Annotated in this window: 14 protein-coding genes; 7 read left to right on the plus strand and 7 right to left on the minus strand. The window is 70.4% G+C overall.

The genetic code is table 11. From position 1 onward, the window contains the following. The first annotated feature begins 57 nt into the window (after nucleotides 1-57). Nucleotides 58-3,141 carry an amino acid adenylation domain-containing protein gene (locus ACIBVQ_RS37945; protein WP_399183630.1) on the plus strand — a complete coding sequence of 1,028 codons (3,084 nt, stop codon included), beginning with the start codon at nucleotides 58-60 and terminating at the stop codon, nucleotides 3,139-3,141. Continuing rightward, nucleotides 3,138-4,793 carry a beta-ketoacyl synthase N-terminal-like domain-containing protein gene (locus ACIBVQ_RS37950; RefSeq protein WP_399183632.1) on the plus strand — a complete coding sequence of 552 codons (1,656 nt, stop codon included), beginning with the start codon at nucleotides 3,138-3,140 and terminating at the stop codon, nucleotides 4,791-4,793. The genes ACIBVQ_RS37945 and ACIBVQ_RS37950 overlap by 4 nt, the downstream gene beginning before the upstream one ends. Before the next feature lie 229 nt (nucleotides 4,794-5,022). On the opposite strand, the gene ACIBVQ_RS37955 is transcribed toward ACIBVQ_RS37950, so the two are convergent. Together ACIBVQ_RS37955 and ACIBVQ_RS37960 are read right to left on the minus strand one after the other, a co-directional pair. Further along, nucleotides 5,023-5,397: a peptidase inhibitor family I36 protein gene (locus ACIBVQ_RS37955; protein ID WP_352012267.1), complete on the minus strand. Its 375-nt coding sequence runs from the start codon at nucleotides 5,395-5,397 to the stop codon at nucleotides 5,023-5,025. 231 nt (nucleotides 5,398-5,628) lie between these two features. Then, a complete protein-coding gene (locus tag ACIBVQ_RS37960; RefSeq protein WP_399183634.1) occupies nucleotides 5,629-6,105 on the minus strand; it encodes a MarR family winged helix-turn-helix transcriptional regulator in 477 nt (158 codons plus the stop codon). A gap of 86 nt (nucleotides 6,106-6,191) precedes the next feature. Here ACIBVQ_RS37960 and ACIBVQ_RS37965 point away from each other — a divergent pair, with 86 nt between their 5' ends. Beyond that, nucleotides 6,192-7,307: an epoxide hydrolase family protein gene (locus tag ACIBVQ_RS37965; protein ID WP_399183685.1), complete on the plus strand. Its 1,116-nt coding sequence runs from the start codon at nucleotides 6,192-6,194 to the stop codon at nucleotides 7,305-7,307. A 217-nt stretch (nucleotides 7,308-7,524) separates the two neighbouring features. On the opposite strand, the gene ACIBVQ_RS37970 is transcribed toward ACIBVQ_RS37965, so the two are convergent. After that, the gene (locus tag ACIBVQ_RS37970; protein ID WP_399183637.1) at nucleotides 7,525-8,208 is read right to left on the minus strand and encodes an ABC transporter ATP-binding protein; all 684 of its coding nucleotides are present in this window, start codon (nucleotides 8,206-8,208) and stop codon (nucleotides 7,525-7,527) included. After that, nucleotides 8,205-9,293, minus strand: a complete 1,089-nt coding sequence (locus tag ACIBVQ_RS37975) for an ABC transporter permease (protein ID WP_399183640.1) — start codon at nucleotides 9,291-9,293, stop codon at nucleotides 8,205-8,207. Before ACIBVQ_RS37975 ends, ACIBVQ_RS37970 begins: the two co-directional genes overlap by 4 nt. A 174-nt stretch (nucleotides 9,294-9,467) precedes the next feature. On the opposite strand from ACIBVQ_RS37975, the gene ACIBVQ_RS37980 reads away from it, so the two are divergent. Both ACIBVQ_RS37980 and ACIBVQ_RS37985 read left to right on the plus strand, forming a co-directional pair. Beyond that, nucleotides 9,468-10,688 (plus strand): sensor histidine kinase, encoded by a 1,221-nt coding sequence (locus tag ACIBVQ_RS37980; RefSeq protein WP_399183642.1) that lies wholly within the window; start codon nucleotides 9,468-9,470, stop codon nucleotides 10,686-10,688. Further along, nucleotides 10,685-11,323, plus strand: a complete 639-nt coding sequence (locus ACIBVQ_RS37985) for a response regulator transcription factor (protein ID WP_352012261.1) — start codon at nucleotides 10,685-10,687, stop codon at nucleotides 11,321-11,323. The genes ACIBVQ_RS37980 and ACIBVQ_RS37985 overlap by 4 nt, the downstream gene beginning before the upstream one ends. A gap of 79 nt (nucleotides 11,324-11,402) precedes the next feature. Here ACIBVQ_RS37985 and ACIBVQ_RS37990 read toward each other — a convergent pair whose 3' ends face one another. Next, nucleotides 11,403-11,993, minus strand: coding sequence for a helix-turn-helix domain-containing protein (locus ACIBVQ_RS37990; RefSeq protein WP_399183644.1), 591 nt, complete (start codon nucleotides 11,991-11,993; stop codon nucleotides 11,403-11,405). A gap of 114 nt (nucleotides 11,994-12,107) precedes the next feature. Here ACIBVQ_RS37990 and ACIBVQ_RS37995 point away from each other — a divergent pair, with 114 nt between their 5' ends. Next, nucleotides 12,108-12,926 carry an MBL fold metallo-hydrolase gene (locus tag ACIBVQ_RS37995; RefSeq protein WP_399183646.1) on the plus strand — a complete coding sequence of 273 codons (819 nt, stop codon included), beginning with the start codon at nucleotides 12,108-12,110 and terminating at the stop codon, nucleotides 12,924-12,926. Nucleotides 12,927-13,024: 98 nt separating this feature from the next. On the opposite strand, the gene ACIBVQ_RS38000 is transcribed toward ACIBVQ_RS37995, so the two are convergent. Further along, on the minus strand, nucleotides 13,025-13,570 hold the full coding sequence (locus ACIBVQ_RS38000; RefSeq protein ID WP_399183648.1) for a rhomboid family intramembrane serine protease: 546 nt from the start codon (nucleotides 13,568-13,570) through the stop codon (nucleotides 13,025-13,027). Between the two features lie 249 nt (nucleotides 13,571-13,819). Here ACIBVQ_RS38000 and ACIBVQ_RS38005 point away from each other — a divergent pair, with 249 nt between their 5' ends. After that, nucleotides 13,820-13,972 carry a hypothetical protein gene (locus tag ACIBVQ_RS38005; RefSeq protein ID WP_399183650.1) on the plus strand — a complete coding sequence of 51 codons (153 nt, stop codon included), beginning with the start codon at nucleotides 13,820-13,822 and terminating at the stop codon, nucleotides 13,970-13,972. A gap of 42 nt (nucleotides 13,973-14,014) precedes the next feature. On the opposite strand, the gene ACIBVQ_RS38010 is transcribed toward ACIBVQ_RS38005, so the two are convergent. Further along, a complete protein-coding gene (locus ACIBVQ_RS38010; RefSeq protein ID WP_352012256.1) occupies nucleotides 14,015-14,359 on the minus strand; it encodes a helix-turn-helix domain-containing protein in 345 nt (114 codons plus the stop codon). Nucleotides 14,360-14,407 lie beyond the last annotated feature (48 nt).

The following is a 14,407-nucleotide window of genomic DNA, read 5'->3' on the forward strand; positions in this document are numbered from 1 at the left end:
GCCGCGGGCTGTGGCGACGGTCACCACAGCCCTCGCCCCCAACCCACGGGAGTCGCGATGCGTTACGAATTCCCCGTCTCCCCCACCCAGGCCAGGCTGCTGGTGCTGGATCGCATGCACCCGGGCACGGCCCAGTACAACGTGCCGGTCGCCTTCGCCGTCCACGGCCCCTTCGACGTCGAAGCCTTCCGCCGGGCGCTGGAGACGCTGGTCGCCAGACACGAGTCGTTGCGGACGGTCTTCCGCGTCCGCGACGGCGAGTACGTCCAGGTGGTCTGCGACTCCGCCGAACTCGCCTTCACCGGCGTGGCGCGGCTCGACCTGAGAGCGGAGGCCGCCCGGCCCTTCGACGTGGAGCGAGGACCGCTGCTGCGGTGCGCGGTCCACACCGTCTCGGCGGACCTGCACCGCGTTCTGTTTGTCGCTCACCACCTGATCTGCGACGGCTGGTCCCTGCAGATCCTCCTGGACGAGCTGGCCACGGCCTACGGCGGAGCCGAACTGGAACCCCTGGAGCTGCAGTACCCCGGCTACGCCGCCTGGCGCCGTGAACACCCCGCCGAGGAGGCGGTCGCCTACTGGGCCGACAGCCTGTCCGGCGCACCGCACACCCTGGCCCTGCCGACCGACCGGCCCCGCCCGCCGGTACAGGGCACCGCCGGTGGCGTCGAACGACTCCCCCTGCCTCCCGACACACCGCACCGCCTCGCCAAGCTTGCCCGCGACCGGGGAACCACCTCCTTCACCGTGCTCTTCGCCGCCTTCGCCGCCTTCCTCGGCCGCGTCACCGGCCAGCGGGACCTGGTGATCGGCGTACCTGTCTCCGGCCGCGACCACCCTTCGGTCCAGGGCGTGGTGGGCCTGCTGACCAACACCCTGGCCGTCCGGGCCGACCTCACCGGCGACCCCACCTTCGGGGAGCTGGTCGATCGGCTGCACGACCGCCTGCTCGACGGCCGCCTGCACCACGACGCGCCCCTGGAAGCCGTCGTCGAAGCGGTGGTGCCCGAACGACAGCTCAGCCACGACCCGCTGGTCCAGGTGATGTTCTCCTACTACGGCGACACCTCACTGACCCTGCGGCTGCCCGGCACACGGGTGGAACGCATCGAACTGATACTGGACGAAGCCAAGTTCGACCTGCTGCTCTACGTCGAACGGTGGGACGGGGAACTTCTCGGGCATGTCGTCTACCGAAGCGACCTGTTCGACGCGGCGACCGTCGGACACTGGGCCCGGAGTCTGCGGGTGATGCTCGAAGGACTGCTGGAGCGCCCCGACCTGCCGATCAGCCGGATCGGCATGCTCAACGCCGAGCAGTTCGCGCTGGCGACCCGCTTTCCGGCCGGCCCCCCGGCCCCCTCGTCCCCGCTCGTGCCGGATCTCATCGCCGCGACAGCCGCGGAGCGGCCCGATTCCGTCGCGGTGACGTACGGCGAGGCCACCCTGACCTATCGCGAGCTCCTGCGACGGGCGGACGACCTGGCCGCCCGGCTGCGCGGGGCGGGGGTGGGACCGGAGGTCCCCGTGGGCCTGCTCCTGCCGAGATCCCTGGAGATGGCCGTCTCCGCGCTGGCCGTACTGAGAGCCGGCGGCGCCTACGTCCCGCTCGACCCCGGTCACCCACCCGCCCGCCTGGCCGCCATGGTCTCCGGTACCCGTGTCCACCTGCTCGTCACCGGCGACGGCACCCGTGCGCTCGCCCGTCAACTGGACGTGCCGGTACTCGACGAACTCGGCCCGCTGGAGCCGCCCCCGGGCCCGCCGAAGCCGGGCAACCTCGCATATGTCCTGTTCACCTCCGGCTCCACCGGCGCCCCCAAAGGAGTGGCCGTGGAGCACGGCGCTCTGCTCAACCTGGTGACGGCCGTACGTGGGCAGTTCCCCGTCACCCGTGACGACAGGGTCCTGCAGTACGTCAACTTCGGCTTCGACGTGGCGGTCTCCGACCTCCTCTTCACCTGGACGGCGGGCGCCGAACTGCACATCCCCCACGAATACGAACGTCTCGGTGAAGACCTGCTCGCACGCCTCCAGGACTCGCGCATCACCTACGCGTTCCTGCCCCCCGCGGCCGCGATGTCCATGTCCCCGCACGAACTGCCGGACCTGCGAACCCTGGCCGTCGGTGGCGAGACGGTCCCGCCGGAACTGGTCAGACGCTGGTGGGCACCGCACCGGCGGATCGTGAACGCCTACGGACCGAGCGAGACCACCGTCTATTCGACCCTCGCCGATCTGGAACCCGGCGAACCGGTGGTGCTCGGCCGTCCGGTCGCCGGGGTTCGCGTCTACGTGCTGGACGAACGGCTACGCCCGGTCCCGGTAGGAGTGACCGGGGAGATCTACGTGGCCGGAGCCGGGCTCGCCCGAGGCTACGCCGAACGGCCGGGACTGACGGCCGAGCGATTCGTCGCAGCCCCGTACGGCCCACCCGGCTCACGCATGTACCGGACCGGGGATCTGGGCCGTTACGACGCCGACGGGGTGCTGTCGTATCTGGGCCGGACCGACACCCAGGTCAAGATCCGAGGATTCCGCATCGAACTGGGCGAGATCGAGAGCCTGCTCGCGACACACCCGCTGGTCTCCGTCGCCGCCGCCCGCGTCGTCGGCGAGGACGACGGGCGACGGCTGGCCGCCTACGCCGTCGCCCCGGGAGCCGACCCCGCCGCCCTACGGTCCTGGCTGGCCGAACACCTGCCCGGCTACATGATGCCCGACACCGTCACACTCCTGGACGAGCTGCCGGTCAACCGCTCCGGCAAGGCGGACCGGACCAGGCTGCCGGAGCCGCTCGCCGTACACCGCGGTCCCACCGAACCCCATCACACCCCGTCCGGCGCGACCGAGGAACTGATCGCCGGAATCTGGAGGCGGGTACTGGGCGTGGAACACATCGGAACACACGACAACTTCTTCGACGTGGGCGGCACCTCGATCCGGCTGCTGACCGTCCTGGCGGCCCTGCACGACCAAGGCCACGACGAGCTGGCCCTGGTCGAACTGTTCCGGCATCCCACCGTCGCCACCCTCGCGGCCCGGCTCGACGGCGTCACGCGACCCCACCACGACCAGGACCGGCGACACGGCGCGGACAGGCGGGCGCGCCTGGCGGCCAGAACAAGGAGGAGATCGTGACTGATGCGGCCGTGGCCGTCATCGGAATGAGCGGCCGTTTCCCAGGTGCCTGCGACCTCGCCGCCTTCTGGGCCAACCTACGCGACGGGGTCTGTTTGATCACCGACTTCAGCGAGAAGGAGCTTCGCGACGCCGGAGTCGGCGAGGAGGAACTGCGCGACCCGGCCTACGTGCCGTCGAAGGGTTACCTCGTCGGCGCCGACCGGTTCGAAGCGGAACTGTTCGGCTTCAATCCCGCCGAGGCGGTCGCTCTCGACCCCCAGCACCGCCAGCTGCTGCAGACGGCGTGGAACGCGCTGGAGGACGCCGGTCACGACCCGCGCAGACCACCCCGGCGTACCGGCGTCTATGTGGGCGGCGGACTGAGTGAGCACATGATCGCCGCCCACGCCGACCCCGGTCTGGCCGCGCGGTACGGCGCCATGCACCTGCGTGTCCTGACCGACCGCGAGTTCCTGGCCGGATGGATCTCCTACCGCCTGGGACTGGACGGCCCCAGCCTCACCGTGCAGACGGCCTGCTCCACCTCGCTGACCGCGGTCCACCTGGCCGCGCAGGCACTGTTGCTGGGTGAATGCGACACCGCGCTCGCCGGGGGCGTCTCGATCGACTCCGTCCGCAGGCGCGGCTACCTCTACCGGCCCGGTGGCGTCTTCTCCCCCGACGGCCGGTGCCGCCCGTTCGACGAGAAGGCGGCCGGCACGGTCCCCGGCAACGGCGTCGGCCTGGTGGTGCTCAGGCGGCTAGAAGACGCCGCGGCCGACGGCGACCCGATCCGCGCGGTCATCCGTGGCTCCGCGATCACCAACGACGGCTCGGCCAAGGTCGGCTTCACCGCGCCCAGCGTCGACCGGCAGGCCGCCGCCATCGTCGAGGCGTGGGCGGCCGCGGGACTCGACCCCGCGCAGGCGCACTACCTGGAGACCCATGGCACCGCCACCGAACTGGGCGACCGCATCGAGATCGCCGCCGCCTCCACCGCCTTCGCCGAGGCCGACCACTGTCTGATCGGCTCGGTCAAGTCCAACCTCGGCCACCTGGACGCCGCCGCCGGAGTCGCGGGCCTGATCAAGACAGTGCTCATGCTGGAGAACCGGACCCTGGTGCCCTCGGCCAACGTCACCCGCCCGCACCCCGACCTCCGCCTCCAGGCCTCCCCCTTCGACCTGGTCACCGCCGCCTCTCCCTGGACGTCCTCGCGGGGGACCCGGAGGGCCGGGATCACCTCCGTCGGCATCGGCGGAACCAACGTGCACGTGGCGGTCGAGGAGTGGGCCGGGAGCCGGCCGGCCATTCGCACCCGCGCCTTCTCCGGGGTCTCCTACGGAGCCTTCTCCCTGTCCGCGCTAGCCTCGGTGCCCGTCTCGGTGCCCGCCCTGGCGAACACCGGTCACCTGCAGGACGCGGTGATCGGACTGCTGTCGGCCACGCTCGGGCTGACCAGGACCGAGGACCTGGACAGGACCTATCTTGCCGCCGGCGGCGACTCGCTCACGGCCGTCTTCCTCGTCGGCCGCATGCGCGACGACTTCGACCTCGACGTCCCTGTCACGCTCTTTCTGGAGAAACTGACCCTGCGCGAGATCGCGGAGCGGATCGTGCGACCGGAGGAGGACCTGCTGGCCTCTTTGCTGGACGAGCTGGAGGACTGAGCCGCGGGACCGCGTTCGAGCGGGACGGTGTGAGGACGGGCGGAGAAGTCTCTCCGGCCCGTGACCGCGCCACGGCATGGCCGCACCCGGCAGAGACGGATGTCCTGTCGGGTGCGGCCTCCGTGTTCTCACGGGCGGCAGGCTCTACCGCTGGTTTCCGTACCGCTCCTTCCGCGCGCCCGCGGCCGGAACAGAGTCGCCTTCACCGCTCGCGTCCAGCGTCACCGAACTAGCGGATGCGGTAGGCGCTGACCCAGCTGCCGATCGAGTTGTAGCCGCTGCTGTCGACGACGATCGCTCCACCGGTGCAGTCGTAGTTGTCCCACAGCTCCACCAGGCGGCTGCTCTCGGTACGGGCGGAACGGATGTTGTCGTTCCAGCCGGCGCCGACGTAGTAGCACTGACCGGGGTCTCCGTTGAGCCAGGCGTCCGGGCCGGAGAAGCCCGTGGAGGAGTAGACGTGGATGCCGGTGACCAGTAACGCCTGGCGAGCGGTATCGGTGGAGGCCTGGGCCGAACCGGTCGCCAGCACAGGCGCCAGCATGACCGCGGCGCCGACGGCGCCGAGAAGCCTCAGCTTGATGGACTTCGTGCGCTGTGACATGGATAGTTCCCCTTTACTACCGTTGTCCAACTATCTGATGGTTCGTTGATAACAGAGATCCGGTTGACGGATCACCCCTCGAATCCGTGTCATCTGACTGACCTTGTCGAGACACATGACTCCCGTTGACAACGTCACCCCGGGGCGATGGATCGGCCCGCCGTGGTCGGGGAACTCCGGGACGGACCCCGATCGGGTCACCTCGCGGAGACTCCGGAGGCGGGCGATGGGCTATCGCGCGTCGTGCGGGCGGGGGTGCGGGGGGCGGTGGTGTTCGACGAGGACGGTGAGCAGTCGAGTGAGCTCCTCCTGCTGGCCGGGGGTGAGGGGGGCGAGGAGTTCGCGCTGGGCGTCGGCGATGAGCGCGTCGAGGTGCTCCAGGCGGCGGCGGCCGACGGGGGTGAGGGTGATGACGTTGCGGCGGCGGTCGACGGGGTCGGGTTCGCGGCGGACGTATTCGGCGCCCGCCAGCTCGTTGAGGACGGCGACCATGTCACTGCGGTAGATGCCGGTGCGGCGGCTGAGCTCGGCCTGGCTGGCGGAGCCGGCCTCGGCGAGCGTGACCAGTACGGCGAAGTGCCATTTGTGAGCACCTTCCGCGGACAGGCGTTCACCGACGAGCCGGTCGGCGACGATCGCGGTTCCGGCGAGCAGGCGGCTGGGGATGGCGCGCAGCCGGGCCGGGGTCGGTTCGGGGATCGTGCCCACGGGATTCCTCCGCTTCTTGCGTTAGTGGCACTAACAGTCTACCTTTGTTAGTGTCACTAACGTTTGAACCTCCCGGAGTGAGGACCGTGATCAAGCCGTTCCGCATCGACATCCCCCAGGCCGACCTCGACGACCTGACCGACCGTCTCTCCCGAACCCGCTGGCCCAACGAGGTCGCCGACGCCGGGTGGGACTACGGCTTCCCGCTGACTCGGCTGAAGGAACTCGCCGAGTACTGGCGCACCGGGTACGACTGGCGTGCGCATGAGGCCAGGCTCAACGAGCTTCCGCACTTCACCACCGAGATCGACGGCCAGAACATCCACTTCGTCCATGTGCGCTCGGCGAATCCGGACGCGCTCGCGCTGATCCTCACCCATGGCTGGCCCGGCTCGTTCCTGGAGTTCCTCGACGTGATCGAGCCGCTGTCGCGCGACTTCCACCTGGTGATCCCGTCCATCCCGGGCTACGGCTTCTCCGGGCCGACCCACCGGCGCGGCTGGGACATCGTCCACGTCGCACAGGCCTGGGCCGAACTGATGCGCCGTCTCGGCTACGAGCGCTACGGCGCGCAGGGTGGCGACTTCGGTTCGGGCATCTCCCTGGCACTCGGCGCGGTGGCACCCGATCGGGTCGCCGGGGTGCACGTCAACTATCTGCCCACCCGGCCGGACCCGGACGCCGACGTCGAACTGTCGAAGACGGACGAGGCCCGGCTGGACAAGGTCCGGCAGCTGATGGCCAGCCGCCCGCCGTACCAGGCACTGCAGGCCGCCACTCCGCAGACCATCGGTTACGCGCTGACCGACTCGCCCGTCGGCCAGCTGGCCTGGATCGCCGAACGCTTCGCGCAGTGGACCGACCCCCGCTCGACGATCAGTGACGAGCGGATGCTCACCGACATCTCCCTGTACTGGCTGACCGCCACCGCGGCCTCCTCGGCGCGGCTGCACCGCGAGACTCCACGGCGGACCGAGCCGTGCCCGGTGCCGGTCGGTGTGGCGGTGTTCGCCCACGACATCACGCAGTCGGTACGGCCGCTGGCCGAGAGGTTGTACGACATCAGGCACTGGTCGGAGTTCGAGCGCGGCGGCCACTTCGCCGCGATGGAGGTGCCGGAGCTCCTGGCGCAGGACATCCGGGACTTCTTCCTCACCCACGTCGAGGGCGACCAGCGAAGGCGCCCGGCCGTTGCTCTTTAGTTCGTGGAGTTACGAGGGCTTGAGAACCGGACCGGTCCCGGCCAGGCAGCCGCCGATCAGATGCGGCCGGTACTGGATCTTCTTCAACCCGCGCTTGATCGCACGCACCAGATGATCCAGGTTCGCCGCGGTGGTCCCACGGCCGGCCGCACCTGCGCCTTCCACACCGTGATCGCCTCCTCATCCCGTCCGCTCGCCCGGCGCGCCGCTGCCGGTTTCAGAGCGTCGGTGCCGGAAGGCGCAGACGTCCGTCGTGGACTTCGGCGATCTGGTCGGCGTCGGTGAGGTGGGTGCGGTCGTGGGTGACCAGGACGGTGGCGGTGGCCTGCCGGCGGGTGAGGCGGGCGATCAGGTCGAGGACCGCAGCGCCGCGTTCGTGGTCGAGGGCGCTGGTGGGTTCGTCGACCAGGAGGACGGTGGGGTCGTTCATCAGGGCGCGGGCGATGTTGACGCGCTGGCGCTGGCCGCCGGAGAGCTGGTGGGGGCGGCGGCCCGCCTGGTCGGCGAGGCCGACGGCGTCGAGGAGTTCCATTGCGCGGTCGCGTGCAGTGCGGGGTTTACGGCCGTCGATCTGGGCCATGACCTGGAGTTGTTCGGCAGCGGTCAGGGAGGGCAGCAGGTTGGGCTGCTGGAAGACGATGCCGATCTTGTGGCGGCGCAGTTCGGTCAACTCGCCGCGGGTGAGGCCGGTGGTGTTCTGGCCGTCGACGGTGACGGTGCCGGTGTCGGGGGTGATCAGGGTGGCGGCGACCGCGAGAAGGCTGGACTTGCCGGAGCCGGAAGGGCCCACCACGGCGGTCAGGCTGCCCTGGGGAACCTCCAGGCTGACCTGGTCGAGAGCGGTCAGGCGGGTCTCGCCGTCGGGGTAGGTGAGGGTGATGTCGGTCAGGTTCAGGCTCATCGGGCGCTCCCCAGGGCGGTCAGCGGGTCCACGGAGGTGATACGGCGGATGGACAGGGCGGCGCCGAGCGCGCCGAGGAGGATGATCACGGCGGCCGGGATCAGGACGGTGGCGGGGGTGAGGAGGAACGGCACAGCGGAGCCGGACACGAGGGCGCCGAGTGCGACGGCGATGCCGGTGCCGAGCAGGGTGCCTCCGGTGAGCAGGACGACGGCCTGGCCGAGAGCGTCCTTGAGCAGGTTGGCGGTGGAGGCGCCCAGTGCCTTGAGGACGGCGACGTCGCCGCTGCGCTGGATGGTCCACACGGTGAAGAAAGCGCCGATGACGAGGGCGGAGATGACGAACAGGAAGCCGCGCATCAGCTGCAGGGAGCCGTTCTCCGAGGTGTAGGAGCCGATCGCGGACCGGGAGTCCTGGATGGAGACCGTCCGGGTACCGATCCGCTGGTCGGTGGTCGCCGTGTCGGCTTCGGAGGCGGTGGTCAGGGCGATGACGGTGGCGGTCGGGCCCTGCCCACCACCGGTGGGCGGCACGGTCTTGCGCCAGACATCCAGGCTGGTCCAGACGACCGGGGTGTGACTGAAGGAGGCATCGCCCTCGACGGCGGCCACTGTCAGCCGCTGACCTGCCAGGGTGAGGGAGCCGCCGGTCTGCACGCCGAGGTCGTCGGCGGCCGCGACGGACAGTACCACCGCACTGTCGCTGATCTTGTCACCGACCGGGGCGAGGCGGGAACCGGGCTTGACGCCGAAGGCGGAGACGGCGGTGCTCTTGTCTCCGGCGGCGGCCTTGGTCGTGGTGATCCCCAGCGGTTCGGCGTTTTCGACGCCGGGTGCTGTGGACCACTGCAGCCACTGCTGCTCGGTGACGGTGGAGTTGGAGTACGACAGGTTCTGGCCGTCGCCGGGAGCCTGGAACGCGATCTTGTCTGCGGGCAGTTCCGTGATCGCGGAGATGTTCTGCTGACCCAGACCGGCCGTCAACCCGGACAACAGCCCGACCAGCAGGGTGATCAACACGATGACGGTTCCCATCAGGGCGAAGCGCCCCTTGGCGAACTTCAGGTCTCTCCAGGCGACGAACACGGCCTTGGCCTGTCCTTTCCGGTGGTGGAAGCGGGGTACGCCTCAACCGTCGCCGCCGGCGTCCCACACACGCGTCTGGCGCAGGGGGGAACTTCACGGGCCGAAGGACGGCACGCGGGTTCTAACTTTCGATGGAGGCCTCCACGGGCCTGCCTCCATAGGCTGGAGGACACTGTGAACGCCACCGCCTCCGCTCTGACCCTCACCACCCGGACCCTGGCCTGGTGCCTGCACCTGCTGATCATCGGCCTGCTCGTCCTGACCGCCGGCCGGGCACTGGCCGGCGACCATCCCCATGCCGGATGGATCGCCGCGACGGCGGGGGCGTGCGGCCTGGTGTACGCCGCCGGTGCGCTTGCGCCGCGCGTCCGGCGCACGTGGCGGGGTGCCGCCTGGTGGCTCGCGGTCGTGGGCACCGTATGGCTGGTGCTGCTGGCCTTGTCTCCCGACGCCGTGTGGGTGGCCTTCCCGCTGTACTTCCTCCAGCTTCATCTCCTGCCTCGCCGCGCCGGACCGGTCACGGTGGCCGCCACCGCGGTGGCGGCCATCGCCGGATTCTCCGCCCACCAGCACTCCTTCAGTCCTGCCATGGCCATCGGCCCCGCGCTCGGCGCCGCCGTCACCGTCGCGGGAGTACGGGGTTATCAGGCCCTGTACCGGGAGAGCGAGCGCCGCCGCAGGCTGATCGAGGAACTCACCGCCACCCGCGCCGACCTGGCCCGGGTCCAGCACACCGCCGGTGTGCTCGCCGAACGCGAACGTCTGGCCCGCGAGATCCACGACACCCTCGCCCAGGGCCTGTCCAGCATCCAGCTGTTGCTACGGGCCGCCGAGCGCGCACTGCCCCAGGCACCGCAGAACGCGGCCCGCCACGTCGGCCAGGCCAGGCAGGCCGCCGTCGACAACCTCGCCGAGGCCCGCCGTTTCGTGGCCGCCCTCACTCCGCCCACGCTGGAGGGCACCACCTTGGCCGGTGCCCTGGAACGCCTGTGCGCCACCGCGTCCGCCCGGCATCGGCTCACCGCGCGGTTCCGCCTCACCGGCGATCCCGCCCCGCTCACCACCGCGCACGAGGTCGCGCTGCTGCGAATCGCCCAGTCCGCCCTGGCCAACGTCGTGCAGCACGCCGAGGCCACCACCGCCGAGGTCACCCTCGGCTATCTGGGTGACCACGTCGCCCTCGACGTCGCCGACGACGGACGCGGCTTCGACCCCGCCCGCCTGCCCGCCCCCGATCCCGAGACCGGCGGCTTCGGACTGGCCGCCATGCGCGCCCGCGTCCAGGCCCTCGGCGGCACTCTCACCGTCGAATCCGCCCCCGGCCACGGCACCGCCCTGGCCGCCCAACTGCCTCTCACCCCACCAGCCGACACCGAGCCCGAGGCCCGCCCGTGACCGACGACACTCCCATCCGCCTGCTCGTGGCCGACGACCACCCTGTTGTACGGGCCGGGCTGCGCGCCGTGCTGGAAACCGAGCCCGGCCTCGTCATCGTCGCCGAAGCCGCCACCGCCGAGGACGCCGTCACCCGCGCCGCCGAAGGCGACATCGACGTCGTCCTGATGGACCTGCAGTTCGGCAAGGGCATGGGCGGCGCCGAAGCCACCGCCCGGATCACCGCCCGCCCGGGAGCCCCCCGCGTGCTGATCGTCACCACCTACGACTCCGACGCCGACACCCTGCCCGCCATCGAAGCCGGCGCCACCGGCTACCTCCTCAAAGACGCCCCGCCCGAAGATCTGGCCGCCGCCGTGCACACCGCAGCCGCCGGACGCACCACACTCGCGCCCACCGTCGCCGACCGGTTGATGAACCGCCTGCGTGCCCCCGGCACCACCCTGACCCGGCGCGAAACCGAAGTCCTCGCCCTGGTCGCCGACGGCCTGTCCAACCAGGCCGTCGGCACACGCCTCCACCTGACCGAGGGCACCGTCAAATCCCACCTGGCCCGTATCTACGCCAAACTCGGCGTCGACTCCCGTACCGCCGCTGTCGCCGTGGCCACCGACCTCGGCCTCATCCGCCGTTGACCCGAACACGCGCGGTTCTCGTACAGCTACGGCAGGTGGCGTGTGGCGCCGTCTGCCCAGGCCCGTACGCTGCGGCCGGTCAGGTTCTGCGCGAGATGACCATGATGTACTCGCAGGGAGCGTTCGTTCGGTTGGCGAAGCCGTGGTCCGCGTCGGCCTGGAGGAACAGGGAGTCGCCGGTGTTCAGGGTCTCGCTGATCCCGCCGATCGCGACGGTGAGGGTGCCCTTGAGCACCACGAGTTGTTTCTCCGTACCCGGCGGATACGCGGGCAGCAGCCCGGTGGAGACCTGCGCGGGGAGATAGTGGACGACCATCTCGGCTCCTCCCGCACCCGGGGCCGCTGACACCATGTGCCGCTCGAAGCCGGTCTCCGGGTCACGGAAGACGGGACGATCGTTCTTGCGCATGACAATGGCCACGCCGGGCGCGGCGGCGGCCGGCGCGCCGATCAGGTCCGAGAGTGACGCGTCGAGCGCGTGGGCGATCCTGGACGCGACGCCGATCGTCGGGCTCTTCTCGCCGCGTTCGACCTTGGACAGCATCGCCCGGCTGACCGATGACTGCGCGGACAGCTGCTCAAGCGTCAGGCCCGCCTCCTCGCGGCGCCGCCGCACGTTACCGCCGAACGCTCCGGCCAGGTCGTCACCGTTTCCGTCTTGCTCGACCACCGTGCTCCTCGATCGATGGGGGTATCTCGACGCCCACAGTGTATGCTTTCTTCTAAAGGAGATATTGTCTTCTATTGAAGATGCGCGATGCGCGCTCAGCACGATGGAGATTCCATGCGTTTGATCTCAAGTGGCCTGCGTTATGCCACGTTTGAATTCGGCGACCTGCAGGTGACCTCGTTGCGAGACGGGTACATCGACATGCCGCCGACACGGCTCCGCGACGAGGACGGGTGCGCTCTCGACGAGCTTCCTGCCGCCGTCCCGCTGATCGACGACAACCTGCGGCTGTCGGTCAACGCCTTCTTCGTCACCGACGGCACGCGGTCGGTTCTCGTCGACACCGGCGCGTCCAACGTCTGGCACGTCCCGGGAATGGGGTTTATCCACGACGCGCTCGACGAGGCGGGAATCGACCGCGCGCACGTCACCGACGTGGCCATCACCCACAATCACGAGGACCACGTGAGCGGCCTGATCGCGCCGGACGGTTCGGAGGCGTTCGCCAAACTTGAGCGGGTGTGGATCGGCGCGGGTGACACCTCGGTGTTCACCGGGCGGCTTGAGCCGATCCGCGACCGGGTCGTACCCGTGTCGGAGAAGGTCGCGATCAACGGCTGGGTCACCGCGATCCCGACGCCGGGCCACACGCCCGGTCACACCGTCTACGACGTCAGGAGTGGCACCGGCCACCTTCTCGTCTGGGGCGACACCGTTCACGTTCCCACGCTCCAGTTCGAGCAGCCGAACGTGACCTGGGAGCTCGACGGTGACCAGTCCCAGGCCCGCTCCGCGCGAGCGGCCCTTCTCGAACGGCTGACCCAGCCGAACCACTTCGTGGCCGGCGCCCATCTCGACTCTCCCGGCATCGCCCGCGTGACCGCCTCCGGAGACGGTTACGCGCTGGAGTACCTCGCGCCGCCGATCGGCTGATCGAGCACGTCGGCTCCGGGCCGCGTTCACGACGGTCCCCAGCCCACCCCGGTCGAGGCGCATCGCGACCTCCGCGGCGGTCGTGGCGAGCCGGACGCTCATCGGGCGTGGGCGGTGTTCTCCCCTACCGCACGGGCGGGGAGGACCAGGGCGATCAGGGCGCCGGTGAGGATGGGGGCACCGTGCTCGTCTCCGATGAGGGCGAGCACGACCGCGCCGGCCAGGAGTGCGGCGGCGGCGATCCTGGGCCTACGGGGCAGCCCGGAGTGGCCGCGCACCACCCAGACGGCCAGTCCGCCGAGCAGGCCGGCGATGGCGACGGACGAGCCGGCGCTGTAGTCGCCGACGGCGTAGCTGTAGACCTCCCCGGCCAGGGCGCCTCCCAGGTAGAGCAGCAACCAGCGGGCCCGGCCGTACACCCGCTCGGCGTACGTGCCGAGGAGGAGCAGCGCGGCCCCGTTGAAGAGGATCTGGTACCAGCCTTCCGGGTTGACCAGGATGGGGCTGAGCAGCCGCCACCACTGACCGTCCAGCAGGCCGGGGCTCCTGGCCAGCAACGCGGACAGGCCGGGAAGGAACAGGCCCGCGGTGGTGGTCACGGCGGTCACGGCGAAGGTCGTCCAGGTCAGCCAGGGCTTGCTCATGCGTCCACCTGTTCAGCGGGGAGGGAGGGGGCGGCGGGTTCGCGCAGCCATGCGGCGAAGGGGGGGCGCCATGATGGCCGCGGCGATCACGAACACGGCGTTGATCGGGGAAACGAACGAGATCACCACGCCGTTCCCGACCGTGGCCACCGGTGCCGCTTCCTGGCGCGTGGCCAGGAGCTGCTGGCCGGGGAGCTCACCACCCAGGACGGGCGGGCGAACCCGATCGCCCGCGTCGCCGCCGCACAGATGCTCGGCACCCGCAACGCCCTGATGTCGGAGAACATCCGGCGGCTACTGGAGGGCGAGACGGCCGACGCCGTCTACCCCGACGCGGTCGTCAACGCCGAACAGGCCTTCCACCTGCTCGAACGCGGCTTGGGCGACTACCGCACGCGGTAGGCCCCGCCCGGTGGGAGGCGCACGAGCCCACCGGGTCCGGTCTCACCAGCCGTTGAGCACCTCGCGACCCTGCAGGATCGCGAGGTCGAGCAGGCCGGGGAAACGGGCGTCCAGGTCGTCACGGCGCAGCCGGTTCAGCCGCCGTGTCCCCTCGTCCCTCTGCCGGATCACACCCGCCTCCCGCAGGACCTTGAAGTGGCCGCTCCGGGTGGACCTGCTGACCGGTACCGCGAGCGTCGTGCACATCAGCTCGCCGTCGGGTTCGACGTCGGCGAGCTGGGCGACGATGGCCAGGCGCAGAGGGTCGCTCAGGGCCGCCAGCACCGCGGTGAACCGGAGCTGGTCGGAGTCGGGGTGGACGAGTTCGGTCGCGGTACGGCTTGCCATGCCTCCAGGATAGCGACATGTTCGGCATTCTCGAACATGTGTTATGTT

It is taken from the genome of Streptosporangium sp. NPDC049376, from assembly GCF_044466505.1.
Taxonomy (GTDB): Bacteria; Actinomycetota; Actinomycetes; order Streptosporangiales; family Streptosporangiaceae; genus Streptosporangium.